Genomic DNA, 15,123 nt, shown 5'->3' on the forward strand with positions numbered 1-15,123 from the left:
CCGCCGAGGCGGGACGCGCCAGCGCGGCCTGGAGCTGCCGCGCCATGTCGTTGAGCACCGCCGGATCGACGGAGCGCCGCTCGGTCGGGACGGCCAGACTTGAAGCCGTGAAGCTCGGAGGAGGCGGCGCGGTCCGGACGGGCTCGTCGCGCTCAGGGGCGGTCTCCGGCACGCGCTCGGAGGCGGGGTTGGCGCGCGGCTCGGCAAGCGGAGGCGCGGTGCGGCTCAGGATCCGCCGGGGCGAGAACGTCTCGCGGAGCGGCGGCGCCGGGGCGGCGGGCTCGGCGGCGCGGGTCTGCAGGACGGACGGGGGCGAGACTTCCTGCCCTGGCTCGTCGCCGCCCAGCAGGCCGACATCGAGCGGGAAGGTCACCGGCGGGGCGGCGGCGGAGCGCGGCACCGGCGGCGGCACGACGACCGGCATCTCGAAACCCGGGTCGAACAGCGGCTCGGAGCGGCGGCCGGCGATCTCGGCGAGCGCCCGGGGCGGCTCGGCGAGGCGGCCACCCTGGGCCATCGGATCGGGCAACGGCTCGCCCAGGGGCTCCGCCCCGCCATCGGCGCGCAGCGTCGCCTCGGGCAGGGGACGCTGCGCGCGCTGGATGTTGCGCTCGACCACCACGTCGTTGGGGCCGCCGACCAGCAGCAGGTGCTCGACGTTGTCCCGGCGCAGCAGGATCAGTTGCCGGGCCCGGTCGAGTTCGTACACATCGACGATGCCGAGCCGAGGCTGCCGCCCGCGCGCGGGGGTGCGCCCGGGCAGCGCCAGGCTGCGTCCGGTCAGGCGGCGCACCGTGAACACGATCGCGGCCAACGCCGTGAAGATGACGGCGAAGATCACGACATACTGGACGATGGGAGAGCCCTCAGAACCGAACACGGATTGCAGCCATTGCAAGATTACGCACTCGCACGTTTCGGCCGCCGCAGGGCCGCGCCCGGCACGAGCCTCGCTCATACCACGCCGGCCGCCCCCCAAGGCAAACGACGTTAAGACTTCGTTAACAGGCTCTTAAGTTTAGCGCCATCGAGACAAGAGGTTGTGAAGGACCAGGCGCCGCCGTCCCCAGGAACGTAGCCGCCACCCCGTCCGCTGACGCCTGACGTGGCGGTTGTCGACTCCCCGAAGGCCTTCGCGCTTAACGGTGCGTTAACCATGGAGGCGGCAGATTTTGCCGAGCCCGCTCGATCCGACGCGGCATCGCGCACCCGGAGGCGACCTTGGCCCTGACCGACCTGCCCGTCCTGGGGATGCTGCGCACCCGGATGCAGTGGGCGCAGGCGCGCCAGGGGCTGATCGCCGAGAACGTCGCCAACGCCGACATGCCGGGCTTCAAGCCGCGCGACCTGGCAGAGCTGCGCTTCGACCGGGCCTCCGGCACCGCGGTCAACACCTCGCCGGGCCTGGCGCTGACCAGCCCCGCCCACCTCGCGCCGCCCGGGCAATCCGAGGCCGGGGCCGATGCCAAGGGCGCCAAGCGCTTCGAGATCCGGCCGAACGGCAATGCGGTCAACCTCGAGGACGAGATGATGAAAGCCGGCGACAACCAGTCCGACTACCAGCTCGCCGCCTCCCTCTACCAGCACAGCCTGACCACCCTGAAGATCGCCATCGGCAAGAGCTGAACGTTTCGGACACCGATCGATCGGACGTGCCGTCGAAGCGCACGGCGGAAAGGAGCCCTGAGCCATGGAATTCAGCAAGTCGCTCACGGTGGCGGCCGCCGGCCTCAAGGCGCAGTCGGGCCGGATGCGGATCATCGCCGAGAACATCGCGAACGCCGATTCCGCCCCGGCCTCGGCCGGGACCGAGCCCTACCGCCGCAAGATCCCGTCCTTCACAAGCCACATGGACCCGGAGACCGGGGCCAAGCTGGTGGAAGCGGGCCGGGTCCGGCGCGACACCGCTGCGTTCCGGACCAAGTACGAGCCCGGCAACCCTGCGGCCAACGCCCGGGGCGAGGTGCAGATGCCCAACGTCAACGCCCTGATCGAGAACATGGACCTGCGCGAGGCCCAGCGCTCCTACGAAGCGAACCTCAACATGGTGACGTCCACGCGCAGGATGCTCTCGCAGACGCTGTCGATCCTGAAGTGAGCCTGCCTGAAGTGAGCCCGCCTGACGTGATCCCGAAGGAAGCCTAGCCGATGGCGACGAGCAATTTCGCGGCCGGCGCCTACGCCGCCGTCCAGGGCATGGCCAACGGCCGCCCGGCCCCGAAAATCCAGTCGGCCAACGAGGCCGGCGGCAACTTCATGCAGATGCTGGGCAACGCCCTGGACAACGTCGGGGATGCCGGACGGCGGGCCGACGGCCAAGCGATCTCGGCGGCCTCCGGCAAGGCCAACGTCGTCGACGTGGTCACCGCGGTGGCCGAGAGCGAGACCGCCCTGCAGACCATGGTGGCGGTGCGCGACCGCATGATCTCCGCCTACGAAGAGATCATGCGGATGCAGATTTGAGCAGCCTGCCCGGGCCGCCGGATTTTCCTCTGCCTTCTTCTTGAGCAAGACGCCCCATGACCGGCCTGGCCATCCTCGACGTCGCCCGCGACGGCATCTTCGTCTTCCTCAAGGTGGCCGGGCCCCTGATGCTGGTCGCGCTGGCGGTCGGGCTGATCGTCTCGCTGCTCCAGGCGTTGACGCAGGTCCAGGAACAGACCCTGATCTACGTGCCCAAGATCGTGGCGGTGTTCGCCGCGCTCCTGCTGATGCTGCCGTTCATCGGCGACGCCATGGCGGGCTACATGACCCGCATCGCCGCCCGCATCGCGGCCGGCGGCTGATCGTGCCCTCCGGCGGGACAGCGGCGGTGCGCGCGTGCCATAGGGGCGGCGATGAACCTGCTCCTGCCCGGCATCGCCTCGGCCTACCTGATCGCCTTCGCCCGGGTCGGCACGCTGATCATGCTGATGCCGGGCGTCGGCGAGCAGATGGTGTCGCCGCGGATCCGGCTGGCTTTCGCGCTGCTGACCACGCTGGTGCTGTTTCCGACCGTACGCCCGCTGCTCGGCGGCACCGACGGCCTGGCCGGACCCCGGCTGATCGGGCTCCTGTTCGCCGAGACGATCGTCGGGCTGGTCCTCGGCCTGTCGGTCCGGATGGTGCTGGCCGCCCTGCAGACCGCCGGGCTGATCATCTCCCAGCAGCTCGGCCTGGCCTACGCCATGACGGTGGACCCGAGCTATGGCGGGCAGCAGGCGGCGCTCGGAAATTTCCTGTCGCTGCTGGGCATCACGCTGATCTTCGCCGCCGACCTGCACCACCTCGCCATCGAGGGCCTGGCGCAGAGCTACGTGGTGCTGCCCCCGGACGGGGTCCCGGCCTTCTCGGACGCGCTGATGCTGGCGCTGAAGGCGCTGACCCGGGGCTTCACCCTGGCGGTGCAGATCTCCGGGCCGTTCATCGCCTTCGGGCTGCTGTTCAACCTCGGGCTCGGCGTGCTGTCGCGGCTGATGCCGCAATTGCAGGTGTTCTTCCTGGCGGTTCCGGCCTCGGTGCTGATCGGCATGCTGATCCTGATGGGCTCGCTCGGCGTCATGATGGGCGTTTTTCTGGACGATCTCGGCCGGTATCTCGGCGAGTTCGTCGGGCGCTGAGCGTCCACACGCACTGAGGTCGAGCGGACAAGATGGCCGAGGGCGCGGAGCAGGAAGACAAGACCGAAGAGCCGACCCAGCGGCGCCTGGACCAGGCGATCGAGCGCGGAGACGTCGCGACCAGCGCCGAGATCAACACCTTCGCGATCCTCGGCGCGTTCACGCTGGCCCTGGTGATCGCGGCCCCGACCATCGCCCAGAACCTGACCCAGGGTCTGAAGGCCTATCTCGCCAACGCCCACACCCTCCCGGACGACGCCACCGCCATGAAGCAGGCGGCGACCCGGGGCCTGTGGCTGTGGCTGGAGGCGGTGGCGGTGCCGGTCGGGATGGCGGCCGCGGCCGGCCTCGCCGCCGGCCTCCTCCAGCACCCGCTGGTGCTCACCACCGAAACCCTGATGCCGAAATTCGACCGCATCTCGCCGATGGCCGGGGTCAAGCGGCTGATGGGGATCGAGGCCCTGTTCCAGTTCGGCAAGGGGCTCGCCAAGATCGGCGCGGTCGGCATCGTCGGCGGCGTGCTGCTGTGGAACGACCGCGACCGGCTGGAGGTGTTCGCCCGGCTCGATCCGGCCGGCAGCCTGCCCGCGATCCTGTCCCTCAGCCTGCGGCTGCTCGCCGGCATGCTGTGCATGCACCTGGCGATCACGCTGGGGGACGCGCTCTACGCCCGCTTCCGCTGGCGCAAGCGCCACCGCATGTCGAAGGAGGAGATGAAGCAGGAGATGAAGGAGGCGGACGGCAACCCGGAGATCAAGGGCCGCATGAAGCAGATCCGCATGGCGCGGGCGCGGAAGCGGATGATGACGGCGGTGCCGACCGCCACCGTGGTGGTGACCAACCCGACCCACTACGCGGTGGCCCTGCGTTACGAGGCCGGCATGGCCGCCCCGATCTGCGTCGCCAAGGGCGTCGACGCCCTGGCCCTGCGCATCCGCGCGGTGGCGACCGAGCACGGCGTCGCGGTCATCGAGAACCCGCCGCTCGCCCGGGCGCTGCACGCCACCGTGGAGATCGACCGCGAGATCCCGGCCGAGCATTACCGGGCGGTGGCTGAGGTGATCGGCTTCGTCCTGCGCCTGCGGCGAAGGGCGGCTTAGGCGCCAAGGCCGGTATTCAGAACGCCGATCGCAAGGTTCAGTCCAGAAAAGCCACGCTTCCTCCACCTTTTTTTGCAAGGCTGCGCCAAGGCTTGGCGCGACACGACCGGCGCGACGAGAGTGATGCCGTGCTGCCCGAGCCCTGCTATGGCCGGCGGGCCTAACCGGGTGATTGTTCTGGAATGATGCCGATGGCCGACGTCACTGGACCTCCGGCGCCCGCGACGGGCACGCAGATCGCGAACCCTCAGGGAACCGGCTCGATCGACCGCTCGGAGCAGCCGGGCCGGGTCGGTCTGCTGCTCGTGCTCGCCGGCCTGCTGGTCGGGGCCGCCATCGGCCTGTCCTTCGTGGCCAACGAGCAGGCGCAATCGCTGATCGTCTGGCTGCTGGCCCTGCTGGCGATGGCCGGCGTGTTCTTCCTGTTCGCCCTGGCGATCGGGGCGCTTCAGCTCAGCGGCACCGCGACCCGGGACGACATCACCAAGGGCATCGTCGACGCCTCCCCGGACGGGGCGCTGGTGGTCGAGGACGGCGGCCGCCTGATCTACGCCAACGAGGCCTACCTGCGGGTGGCCGGCGGCGACGCCTTCTCGAACCTCGTGCCCGTAGAGCGCATCCTGGTCGGCTCGCCGGAGGTCTCGGAGGCGGTCTACCGCCTGTCGCAGGCCTCGCGGGACGGACGGGCGCATACGGAAGAAATCCGAATGTCGCCGCCGCTCGGGCCGCAGGCGAACGAGCGCGGCTTCGGCTGGTACCGGGTGTCGGTGCGGCCCCTGGCGCGCCCGCGCCGGGCCGCCGCACTCTGGACGGTGGCCGACATCACCGCCGAGCGCGAGCGCCAGGAGAACGTCTTCCAGGAACTCCAGCACGCGATCGACTACCTCGACCACGCCCCGGCGGGCTTCCTGTCGATCGATCCCGCCGGCGCGATCGTCTACATGAACGCGACGCTCGCGGCCTGGCTCGGCTATGACCTGGCGAGCGTCGGCCCCGGCGGCCCGCACCTCACCGAGATCGCTCCGGAGGCCGACGTGCTGGTACGCACCGCCGGCTTGCCCGGGGAGGTCCGCACCGATCGGTTCGACCTCGACCTGCGCCGCCGCAACGGCCACACCCTGCCGGTGCGGCTGTACCACCGCGTCGCCTTCGGCAAGGACGGCAAGCCCGGCTCGTCGCGGACCTTCGTGATCAACCGCTCGGCCGGGGCCGAGACCGACGAGCCGCAGCGCGCGGCCGAGGTGCGTCTGGCCCGCTTCCTCAACAATTCCCCGATCGCCATCGCGACCCTGGACCGCTCCGGCCGGATCGCCCGGGCCAACACCTCGTTCACGCGCCTGTTCGGCACGGTGCCGCGCCAGGTCGACGAGGGCGGCCCAGAGGGGGAGGGGACCCAGGGGGCCGAGCCCAACGTGGCCGATTCGGTGGTCGACCGCGCCTCCCTGGAGGCCGGCCTCGCCCGCGCCGCCAGCGGCCTGTCCGACCCGGAGCCGATCGAAGTCCAGCTCAGCGGCCCGGGGGGCCGCTCGGCGCGGCTCTGGCTCAGCCCAGCCGACAGCAGCGACGCCACCCACAAGGCCGACGAGGCCGAGCGCGTGATCCTGTACGCCCTCGACACCACGGCGCAGCGGCAGCTGGAGCAGCAGGTCGCCCAGGCTCAGAAGATGAACGCCGTGGGCCAGCTCGCCGGCGGCATCGCGCACGACTTCAACAACGTCCTCCAGGCGATCATCGGCTACTCGGACCTGCTGCTCGCGAGCCACCGGCCGACCGACCCGGCCTTCCAGGACATCATGCAGATCAAGCAGAACGCCAACCGGGCGGCGGGCCTCGTCCGCCAGCTCCTGGCGTTCTCACGTCGTCAGACCCTGCGCCCTGAAGTGATGAATGTCGGGGAGGGGCTCTCGGAGCTGACCCTGCTGCTCAAGCGGCTGCTCGGCGAGCGCGTCGCCCTGGAATTGAAGCACGGCCGCGACGTCTGGCCGGTGAAAGCCGACGTCAACCAGTTCGAGCAGGTGATCGTGAACCTGGCGGTCAACGCCCGCGACGCGATGCCGGACGGCGGCAAGCTGATGATCCGGACCGAGAACGTGACCGATCCGGGACCGGCCGCCTCCGTGGAGGGACGCGGTGGCGCGCCCGCGGGCGACCACGTCCTGATCGAGGTGCGCGATACCGGACAGGGCATTCCGGCCGAGCTGATGGAGAAGATCTTCGAGCCGTTCTTCACCACCAAGGAGATCGGCAAGGGCACCGGCCTCGGGCTCTCGACGGTGTTCGGCATCGTCAAGCAGTCCGGCGGTACCATCGACGTGCAGTCGACCATCGGGGAGGGGACCGCCTTCCGGATCTACCTGCCGCGGCACGTGCCTGTCGCGGAGCCCGAGGAGGCCGCCCCTGCGGTTCCGGCGCTGCCGCGGGCGGACATGCCGGCGACGGCGAAGCCGGCCGGCCCAGCCGAACGTGCCGGCACCCAGAAGGCCCCGGAGAAACCGGCCCCGCGCAAGCCCGCAGCGGACCATACCGGGCAGGGGACGATCCTGCTGGTCGAGGACGAGGATCCCGTCCGGGCGGTCAACAGCCGGGCCCTCTCGGCCCGGGGCTACACGGTGCTGGAGGCTGCCTCCGGCCTCGAAGCCCTGGCGATCGTGCGCGACGGCAGCCAGTCGATCGACCTCGTCGTCTCCGACGTGGTGATGCCCGAGATGGACGGCCCGACCCTGCTGCGCGAGGTGCGCAAGAGCCAACCGGACCTGAAGGTGATCTTCGTCTCGGGCTACGCCGAGGACGCGTTTCGCAAGAACCTGCCCGAGGGGGAAGCCTTCAACTTCCTGCCCAAGCCGTTCAGCCTGAAGCAGCTGGTGGAGACCGTCAAGAAGACCATGGCGGCCGACTGACATCGTGCCGGCAACAAGCTTGGTGGAGAACCTGCGCGCCGCCCCATCCGGGCGGCGTTCTCGTCCCCGACGCCCTTGCCGAAAGAGAACAAATAGGGTACATCAGCGCCGTGTTGCCGCGCGTTGTGAATGGCGCGCAACCCCTTCATAAGGAGCCCGCCAGATGGCCCAGCCTGCATTGAAAGTGGTCGACATGCCCCCGGCGGAGAAGGACAAGGATAAGTCCAAGGCGATCGACGCCGCCCTGTCCCAAATCGAGCGCGCCTTCGGCAAGGGCTCGATCATGCGGCTCGGCAAGAACGATAAGGTGCAGGAGGTCGAGACCGTCTCCACCGGCTCGATCGGCCTGGACATCGCCCTCGGCGTCGGCGGCCTGCCCCGCGGCCGGGTCGTGGAGATCTATGGCCCCGAATCGTCCGGCAAGACGACACTGGCCCTTCACACTATCGCCGAGGCCCAGAAGAAGGGCGGCGTCTGCGCCTTCGTGGACGCCGAGCACGCCCTAGACCCGATCTACGCCCGAAAGCTCGGCGTCAATCTCGACGACCTGCTAATCTCGCAGCCCGATACCGGCGAGCAGGCGCTCGAGATCACCGACACGCTGGTGCGCTCCGGCGCCATCGACGTGCTGGTGGTCGATTCGGTCGCCGCGCTGACCCCTCGGGCCGAGATCGAGGGCGAGATGGGCGAGAGCCAGCCCGGCCTCCAGGCCCGCCTGATGAGCCAAGCCCTGCGCAAGCTCACCGGTTCGATCTCGCGCTCGAACTGCATGGTGATCTTCATCAACCAGATCCGGATGAAGATCGGCGTGATGTACGGCAGCCCGGAGACCACGACGGGCGGCAACGCGCTGAAATTCTACGCATCGGTGCGCCTCGACATCCGTCGCATCTCGACCCTTAAGGACCGCGACGAGGCGATCGGCAACCAGGTCCGCGTCAAGGTCGTGAAGAACAAAGTCGCGCCGCCGTTCAAGCAGGTCGAGTTCGACATCATGTTCGGCGAGGGCGTGTCGAAGGTCGGCGAGTTGATCGACCTCGGTGTGAAGGCCGGCATCGTCGAGAAGTCCGGCGCCTGGTTCTCGTACAACAGCCAGCGCCTGGGCCAGGGCCGCGAGAACTCGAAGGGGTTCCTGCGCGACAACCCGGAGATCGCCGGCAAGATCGAAGCCTCGATCCGCCAGAATTCCGGCCTCGTCGCCGAGAAGATTTTGGAGAACGCCAAGCCGACCGAGGACGACCTCGACGAGGGCGAGGCATAAGCCGCCCACAGCTCAAACCCTTGCCGTGCGAGCGCGCGCGGAGGACAATCAACGGCCCCGGCGAGGCATTCGCCGGGGCCGTTCGTCGTTGAGGATGCAGCTGGCTGTGACCGACCTTCTGGAAAAGGCCGTCGAGACAGTTCGGCGGATGCCGCCTGAGGCGCAGGATGCCATCGCACAGGCCATGCTCGACATGGCGCAGGTCGGCGCGCCGAGCGAGATTGATCCCGACCATCTGAAGGATGTCTTGGAAGGGCTCGACGAGATCGCTCACGGAGACATCGCGTCACCCGAAGAGGTCGGGGCTGCCTTCCGCCGTTTCAGAGCGTGAAGCTCGTCTACGCACGCCGTGCGGTCCAGCGCCTAACAGAAATCGCCGACTACGTTCGGGAGCGAAATCCAGGCACCGCGGACAAGATCGAGGGTGCGATCCGCGAGACGGCCGAGCTTCTCAGGCGCCACCCATACGTCGGCCGCGGCGTCCGACCGGGGGTGCGCGTTTTCGCGGTGTCCCGACTGCCGTATCTCATCTACTATCAGGTCGACGAGCGGCGGGAGATCGTGACAATCATCACGCTCCGACGCCGCACAGGACCGATCGGCCTAACGGACGGACGCAGACATCTCCGCGGCCGTCGAGAGAAGACAGCTCAGGCGGCTTCGCCGGTCTCAACGACCGCGGAGGCCTGGTCCTCGACCAGCTTCCAGGTCTTGGTCTTCGAGAAGGGACGGCACTCCTCGATGAACACCGTTTGCCCGACCTTGGCGACATTCGCCTCGTCATGGGCATGGTAGTTCTTCGAACGGCGCACGGTCTTCTTCATCACCGGGTGCGTGAAGCGACGCTCCACCTTCACCACGATGGTCTTCTCGCCCTTGTCGCTGACGACGGTGCCCTGCAGGACGCGCTTCGGCATGGTGTTCTCCTAAGCCCCTGTCAGCTCTTGGACGCCTGCAGCGTCTTCGAACGCTGCAGGGTGCGGACGCGGGCGATGTCGCGGCGGACCTCACGGACGCGAGCGACGTTCTCGAGCTGGCCGGTGGCCCCCTGGAAGCGCAGATTGAACTGCTCCTTCTTGAGGTTCAGCAACTCGTCGTTCAGCTGATCCGGCGACAACGCCTTCAGATCAGACACTCTCTGGGTCGACTTCACGATACCCTCCGTTCAGTCGGCGATGCGTTGGACGACCCGCGTACGGATCGGGAGCTTGGCGGCACCGAGGCGCAGGGCCTCCTTGGCGATGTCCTCGGCGACGCCGTCGACCTCGAACATGATCCGGCCCGGATGGACACGGGCGGCCCAGTAATCCGGCGCGCCCTTACCCGAGCCCATGCGGACTTCGGTCGGCTTCGAGGATACCGGAACGTCCGGAAATACCCGGATCCAGACGCGGCCCTGGCGCTTCATCTCACGGGTGATCGCGCGGCGGGCCGCCTCGATCTGCCGGGCGGTGACGCGCTCGGGCTCCACGGCCTTCAAGCCGAACTGACCGAAGTTCAGCTCGAAGCCGCCCTTGGCCGCACCGTGGATGCGGCCCTTGAACTGCTTACGGAAGCGAGTCTTTTTGGGTTGCAGCATGGCTTCCTACCTTACGCGTGCTCGCGGCGTCCGCGCTCGCGGCCGCCCTCGCCATCGCGCTCACGGCGTCCGCCGGAGCGGCCACCCTCTTCCTGGGCCTTCTTGTCCTGGGCCATAGGGTCGTGCTCAAGGATCTCGCCCTTGAACACCCAAACCTTGATGCCGCAAGTGCCGTAGGTCGTGAACGCCGTGGCGGTGCCGTAATCCACGTCCGCACGCAGGGTGTGCAGCGGGACCCGGCCCTCACGGTACCATTCCTGGCGGGCGATCTCGGCGCCGCCGAGACGACCCGAGCAGTTGATCCGGATGCCCTCGGCACCGAGACGCATCGCCGACTGCACGGCGCGCTTCATGGCGCGACGGAAGGCGACGCGGCGCTCGAGCTGCTGGGCGATCGAGTCGGCCACCAGAGTGGCGTCGATCTCGGGCTTGCGCACCTCGACGATGTTGATCGTCACGTCGGCCTTGGTCATCGTGCCGACCAACTTGCGCAGCTTCTCGATATCCGCGCCCTTCTTGCCGATCACCACGCCAGGACGACCCGAGTGGATGGTGACGCGGCACTTCCGGTGCGGACGCTCGATGACGATCTTCGAGACGGCGGCCTGCTTCAGCTGCTTCATGAGGGCGGCGCGGATCGCGACGTCCTCATGCATCAGCTTGGCGTACTCGCCCTTGCCGGCGAACCAGCGGGAGTCCCAGGTCCGGTTGATACCGAGACGGAGACCGATCGGATTGACTTTCTGGCCCATGAGATCCTCCTTAAGCCGCTTCGGCCTGGCGGACTTCGCGAACCACGATGGTGAGGTTCGAGAAGGGCTTCAGGATACGCGCGCCGCGGCCGCGGGCGCGGGCGTGGAAGCGCTTGAGCACGAGGGCCTTGCCCACGAAGGCCTGGGTGACGACGAGATCGTCGACGTCCAGGTCGTGGTTGTTCTCGGCATTCGCGATCGCGCTCTCGAGGCACTTCTTGACCTCGGTCGAGATGCGCTTGCGCGAAAACTGCAGCTCGGCCAACGCGGTATCGACCTTCTTGCCGCGGATCATCTGCGCCACGAGGTTCAGCTTCTGGGGGCTGACGCGCAGCATGCGCGCAACTGCCTTGGCCTCGTTCTCGGGGAGCGCGCGGGGGGTGGCTTGCTTGCCCATCTCAGCGCCTCTTCGCCTTCTTGTCGGCCGCGTGCCCGTGGAAGGTGCGGGTCGGCGAGAACTCGCCGAACTTGTGCCCCACCATCTCCTCGGAGACGTAGACCGGGATGTGCTTCTGCCCGTTGTGCACACCGAAGGTGAGCCCGACGAACTGCGGGAGAATCGTGGAGCGGCGGCTCCAGATCTTGATGACCTCTGAGCGCGAGGAGCCCCGCGCCGCTTCGGCCTTCTTGAAGAGGTAGCCGTCGACGAACGGCCCCTTCCAGAGAGAGCGTGCCATAGCGATTACTTCTTGCGGTTGTGGCGGCTGGACAGGATGAACACGTCGGTCCGCTTGTTGGACCGGGTCTTCTTCCCCTTGGTGGGCACGCCCCACGGCGTGACCGGGTTGCGGCCGCCCGAGGTACGGCCCTCGCCGCCGCCGTGCGGGTGATCCACCGGGTTCATGGAAACGCCGCGGTTATGCGGGCGCTTGCCGAGCCACCGGTTGCGCCCGGCCTTGCCGAGCGAGATGTTCATGTGGTCCGGGTTCGAGACCGCACCGACAGTCGCGAAGCACTGGCCGTGCACGAGGCGCTGCTCGCCGGAGTTCAGGCGCAGCGTCACGTAGCCCTGATCGCGTCCGACGATCTGGGCGTAGTTCCCAGCCGAGCGGGCGATCGCGCCGCCCTTGCCGATCTTCAGCTCGACGTTGTGGATGATCGTACCCACCGGCATCGAGCCGACCGGACCGGCATTGCCCGGCTTGATGTCGACGTTCTCGCCGGTCACCACCTTGTCGCCCGGCTGCAGACGCTGCGGGGCAAGGATGTAGCTCTGCTTCCCGTCGGGGAAGTTGATCAGGGCGATGAACGCGGTGCGGTTCGGATCGTACTCGATCCGCTCGACCGTCGCCGTCACGCCGAGCTGCTCGCGACGCTTGAAGTCGACGTTGCGCAGCACCCGCTTGTGACCACCACCGCGGAAGCGGACGGTGATGCGGCCGAGGTTGTTACGGCCGCCGGAGGAGCTCTTGCCCTCCGTCAGCGCCTTCACCGGCTTGCCCTTGTAGAGCTCACGGCGGTCGACGAGCACGAGCTGGCGCAGGCTCGGCGTGACCGGTTTGAATGTCTTCAAGGCCATCGGCTTGGATCCCTAAAACCCGTCCTCAGAGCCCGGTCGTGACGTCGATCGTGTGGCCCTCGGCCAGGGTGACGATCGCCTTCTTCACGTCGGAGCGCTGCCCGCGGAGACCGCGGAAAATCTTCTTCTTGCCCTTGGTCACGAGGGTATTCACCGCCGTGACCTTGACGTCGAACAGCTTCTCGACCGCCTCCTTGATCTGAGGCTTGGTCGCCTTCGGGCCGACCCGGAAGACGACCTTGTTCTGTTCGGTCAGGTTCGTCGCCTTCTCGGTGATGACCGGGGAGACGATGATGTCGTAGTGGCGCGGATCGGCACTCATTTGAAACGCTCCTCCAGCGCGTCGACGGCGGCCTTCGTCAGGACGAGCGTGTTCCGGCGCAGGATGTCGTAGACGTTGATCCCCTGCACGGGAAGCACGTCGATCTGCGGGATGGCACGCGCGGCGCGGCCGAAATTCACGTCGACCTCGGCACCGCCGATGATCAGCGCGTTCGAAAGGCCCATCTTGCCGAAGCGCTCGATGAGACCCTTGGTCTTGTGATCCTCGATCTTGATGTCGTCGACGACGATCAGGGTCGAGGACTTAGCCTTGGCCGACAGCGCGTGGCGCAGGGCCAGGGCACGGACCTTCTTGGGAAGGTCGTGGCTGTGGTCGCGCACGACGGGGCCGAAGGCGCGTCCACCGCCGCGGAACTGCGGAGCCGAAGCGGCGCCGTGGCGGGCGTTGCCGGTACCCTTCTGCTTGTACAGCTTCTTGCGGGTACGGTTCACGTCCGAACGGTTCTTTACGGCGTGGGTTCCAGCGCGCCGCTTGGCGAGCTGCCAGCGGACCATGCGCTGAAGGAGGTCGGCCCGCGGCTCAAGGCCGAAGATTTCCTCGCTCAGGTCGACCGAGCCGGCGCCGGCGCCGTCGAGTGTGGTGATATCGAGCTTCATCAGGCGGTCTCCTCAGCCGCAGGGGCCTCGGGGGCGGTCTGGGCGGACTCGGTGGACGCGCCGTTCTCACGGAACTTGCCCGGCAGCGGAACGTCGGCGGGGAGCTTACGCTTCACCGCGTCGCGGATCTGAATCCAGCCACCGGCCACACCGGGGACCGCGCCCTCGACCAGGATCAGGCCGCGCTCGGGATCGGTGCGCACGACGCGCAGGTTCTGAGTGGTCACCCGCTCGACGCCGAGATGACCCGGCATCTTCTTGTTCTTGAAGGTCTTGCCCGGGTCCTGACGGCCGCCGGTCGAACCGATCGAACGGTGCGAGATGGACACGCCGTGCGTGGCGCGCAGGCCGCCGAAGTTCCAGCGCTTGATACCGCCGGCGAAACCCTTCCCCGTGGTGGTGCCCGTCACGTCGACGAACTGGCCCGGGATGAAGTGGTCCGCGGTGATCTCCGCGCCGACCGGGATCAGCGCGTCCTCGGACACGCGGAACTCGGCGAGCTTCTTCTTCGGCTCGACCTTGGCGACCGCGAAACGACCGCGCTCGGCCGCCGACACGTTCTTCACCTTGGCCTTGCCCACGCCGACCTGGAGGGCGACGTAGCCGTTCTTTTCGACGGTGCGGTGGGCCACCACCTGGCACTGATCGATCTTAAGCACTGTGACGGGGACATGCTCCCCCGCGTCTGTGAAGACGCGGGTCATGCCGACCTTCTGTGCGATGACGCCTGAGCGCATAGGTCTCTCCCTCGCGCGATGAAACGGTAAGCTCTAAATCCCGGCGGGACTTAGAGCTTGATCTCCACGTCCACGCCGGCGGCGAGGTCGAGCTTCATCAGCGCGTCCACGGTCTGCGGCGTCGGATCGACGATATCGAGCACTCGCTTGTGCGTGCGCATCTCGAACTGCTCGCGCGACTTCTTGTCGATGTGCGGCGAGCGGTTCACGGTGAACTTCGCGATATGCGTCGGAAGCGGGATCGGACCCCGGATGGTCGCGCCAGTGCGCTTGGCCGTGGAGACAATCTCCTTGGTCGACGCATCGAGGATGCGGTGATCGAACGCCTTGAGGCGGATGCGGATGTTCTGACCGTTCATAATCCTGAAACCTTGAGAGGGACGGCGGGGGGTGCGAGGACGTGTCCCCGCCGCGCCCTGCTAAGGATGCTATCCTGGCTTAGTCGTTGATAGCGGCGACGACGCCGGCGCCGACGGTGCGGCCGCCCTCGCGGATGGCGAAGCGCAGCTTCTCCTCCATGGCCACCGGCACGATCAGCGTGACGTCCATGGTCACGTTGTCGCCCGGCATCACCATCTCGGTGCCCTCCGGCAGCTCGCACACCCCGGTCACATCCGTGGTCCGGAAGTAGAACTGCGGCCGGTAGTTGGTGAAGAACGGCGTGTGGCGGCCGCCCTCCTCCTTGGTCAGGATGTACGCCTCGGCCTTGAACTTGGTGTGCGGCTTCACCGAACCCGGCT

The 15,123-nt window shown here is 68.0% G+C and carries 21 protein-coding genes and 2 pseudogenes; 10 read left to right on the forward strand and 13 right to left on the reverse strand.

Going from position 1 to position 15,123, the window contains the following annotated elements; all coding sequences use genetic code 11:
• Positions 1-880, reverse strand: an 880-nt coding sequence (locus FV233_RS24020) for a flagellar biosynthetic protein FliO (RefSeq protein ID WP_246690074.1), incomplete at its 3' end; no start/stop codon positions are given.
• Between the two features lie 341 nt (positions 881-1,221).
• Here FV233_RS24020 and flgB point away from each other — a divergent pair.
• The 10 genes and pseudogenes from flgB to FV233_RS24070 form a co-directional block, all read left to right on the forward strand.
• Positions 1,222-1,626, forward strand: a complete 405-nt coding sequence (gene flgB, locus FV233_RS24025; RefSeq protein ID WP_147856937.1) for a flagellar basal body rod protein FlgB — start codon at positions 1,222-1,224, stop codon at positions 1,624-1,626.
• A 64-nt stretch (positions 1,627-1,690) separates the two neighbouring features.
• Positions 1,691-2,098 carry a flagellar basal body rod protein FlgC gene (gene flgC / locus FV233_RS24030; protein ID WP_147856938.1) on the forward strand — a complete coding sequence of 136 codons (408 nt, stop codon included), beginning with the start codon at positions 1,691-1,693 and terminating at the stop codon, positions 2,096-2,098.
• Positions 2,099-2,148: 50 nt separating this feature from the next.
• Positions 2,149-2,463: a flagellar hook-basal body complex protein FliE gene (gene fliE, locus FV233_RS24035; protein WP_147856939.1), complete on the forward strand. Its 315-nt coding sequence runs from the start codon at positions 2,149-2,151 to the stop codon at positions 2,461-2,463.
• Between the two features lie 56 nt (positions 2,464-2,519).
• Positions 2,520-2,786: a flagellar biosynthesis protein FliQ gene (gene fliQ, locus FV233_RS24040; RefSeq protein ID WP_147856940.1), complete on the forward strand. Its 267-nt coding sequence runs from the start codon at positions 2,520-2,522 to the stop codon at positions 2,784-2,786.
• 51 nt (positions 2,787-2,837) lie between these two features.
• Positions 2,838-3,599 carry a flagellar biosynthetic protein FliR gene (gene fliR / locus FV233_RS24045; protein WP_147856941.1) on the forward strand — a complete coding sequence of 254 codons (762 nt, stop codon included), beginning with the start codon at positions 2,838-2,840 and terminating at the stop codon, positions 3,597-3,599.
• A 32-nt stretch (positions 3,600-3,631) separates the two neighbouring features.
• Positions 3,632-4,699, forward strand: coding sequence for a flagellar biosynthesis protein FlhB (gene flhB / locus FV233_RS24050; RefSeq protein WP_147899015.1), 1,068 nt, complete (start codon positions 3,632-3,634; stop codon positions 4,697-4,699).
• A 191-nt stretch (positions 4,700-4,890) separates the two neighbouring features.
• Positions 4,891-7,596: a PAS domain-containing sensor histidine kinase gene (locus tag FV233_RS24055; protein WP_147899016.1), complete on the forward strand. Its 2,706-nt coding sequence runs from the start codon at positions 4,891-4,893 to the stop codon at positions 7,594-7,596.
• Positions 7,597-7,759: 163 nt separating this feature from the next.
• Positions 7,760-8,857 carry a recombinase RecA gene (recA, locus tag FV233_RS24060; protein ID WP_147853169.1) on the forward strand — a complete coding sequence of 366 codons (1,098 nt, stop codon included), beginning with the start codon at positions 7,760-7,762 and terminating at the stop codon, positions 8,855-8,857.
• 106 nt (positions 8,858-8,963) lie between these two features.
• Positions 8,964-9,188 (forward strand): hypothetical protein, encoded by a 225-nt coding sequence (locus tag FV233_RS24065; RefSeq protein ID WP_147853168.1) that lies wholly within the window; start codon positions 8,964-8,966, stop codon positions 9,186-9,188.
• A pseudogene (locus FV233_RS24070) lies at positions 9,185-9,433 on the forward strand (type II toxin-antitoxin system RelE/ParE family toxin); the annotation flags it as partial. The gene FV233_RS24065 and the pseudogene FV233_RS24070, both read left to right, overlap by 4 nt.
• A gap of 74 nt (positions 9,434-9,507) precedes the next feature.
• On the opposite strand, the gene rpsQ reads toward FV233_RS24070, so the two are convergent.
• From rpsQ to tuf, 12 genes and pseudogenes are all read right to left on the reverse strand, one after another.
• Positions 9,508-9,774: a 30S ribosomal protein S17 gene (gene rpsQ / locus FV233_RS24075; RefSeq protein ID WP_147853166.1), complete on the reverse strand. Its 267-nt coding sequence runs from the start codon at positions 9,772-9,774 to the stop codon at positions 9,508-9,510.
• 20 nt (positions 9,775-9,794) lie between these two features.
• Positions 9,795-10,010, reverse strand: a complete 216-nt coding sequence (gene rpmC, locus FV233_RS24080) for a 50S ribosomal protein L29 (protein WP_058194328.1) — start codon at positions 10,008-10,010, stop codon at positions 9,795-9,797.
• 12 nt (positions 10,011-10,022) lie between these two features.
• On the reverse strand, positions 10,023-10,436 hold the full coding sequence (gene rplP / locus FV233_RS24085) for a 50S ribosomal protein L16 (RefSeq protein ID WP_007569280.1): 414 nt from the start codon (positions 10,434-10,436) through the stop codon (positions 10,023-10,025).
• An 11-nt stretch (positions 10,437-10,447) separates the two neighbouring features.
• Positions 10,448-11,188 carry a 30S ribosomal protein S3 gene (gene rpsC / locus FV233_RS24090; protein ID WP_147853165.1) on the reverse strand — a complete coding sequence of 247 codons (741 nt, stop codon included), beginning with the start codon at positions 11,186-11,188 and terminating at the stop codon, positions 10,448-10,450.
• A 10-nt stretch (positions 11,189-11,198) separates the two neighbouring features.
• A complete protein-coding gene (gene rplV / locus FV233_RS24095) occupies positions 11,199-11,585 on the reverse strand; it encodes a 50S ribosomal protein L22 (protein ID WP_147853164.1) in 387 nt (128 codons plus the stop codon).
• 1 nt (position 11,586) lies between these two features.
• Positions 11,587-11,865, reverse strand: coding sequence for a 30S ribosomal protein S19 (gene rpsS, locus FV233_RS24100; RefSeq protein ID WP_007569276.1), 279 nt, complete (start codon positions 11,863-11,865; stop codon positions 11,587-11,589).
• A gap of 5 nt (positions 11,866-11,870) precedes the next feature.
• Positions 11,871-12,707, reverse strand: a complete 837-nt coding sequence (gene rplB / locus FV233_RS24105) for a 50S ribosomal protein L2 (RefSeq protein WP_147853163.1) — start codon at positions 12,705-12,707, stop codon at positions 11,871-11,873.
• A gap of 25 nt (positions 12,708-12,732) precedes the next feature.
• A complete protein-coding gene (locus tag FV233_RS24110) occupies positions 12,733-13,029 on the reverse strand; it encodes a 50S ribosomal protein L23 (protein WP_007569272.1) in 297 nt (98 codons plus the stop codon).
• A complete protein-coding gene (rplD, locus tag FV233_RS24115; protein WP_147899017.1) occupies positions 13,026-13,646 on the reverse strand; it encodes a 50S ribosomal protein L4 in 621 nt (206 codons plus the stop codon). Before rplD ends, FV233_RS24110 begins: the two co-directional genes overlap by 4 nt.
• Positions 13,646-14,383, reverse strand: a complete 738-nt coding sequence (gene rplC, locus FV233_RS24120) for a 50S ribosomal protein L3 (RefSeq protein WP_058194332.1) — start codon at positions 14,381-14,383, stop codon at positions 13,646-13,648. Before rplC ends, rplD begins: the two co-directional genes overlap by 1 nt.
• 50 nt (positions 14,384-14,433) lie before the next feature.
• Positions 14,434-14,742 carry a 30S ribosomal protein S10 gene (rpsJ, locus tag FV233_RS24125; RefSeq protein ID WP_007569268.1) on the reverse strand — a complete coding sequence of 103 codons (309 nt, stop codon included), beginning with the start codon at positions 14,740-14,742 and terminating at the stop codon, positions 14,434-14,436.
• 79 nt (positions 14,743-14,821) lie between these two features.
• Positions 14,822-15,123: pseudogene (tuf, locus tag FV233_RS24130) on the reverse strand (elongation factor Tu); the annotation flags it as partial.

It is taken from the genome of Methylobacterium sp. WL7, assembly GCF_008040085.1.
Taxonomy (GTDB): Bacteria; Pseudomonadota; Alphaproteobacteria; order Rhizobiales; family Beijerinckiaceae; genus Methylobacterium; species Methylobacterium mesophilicum.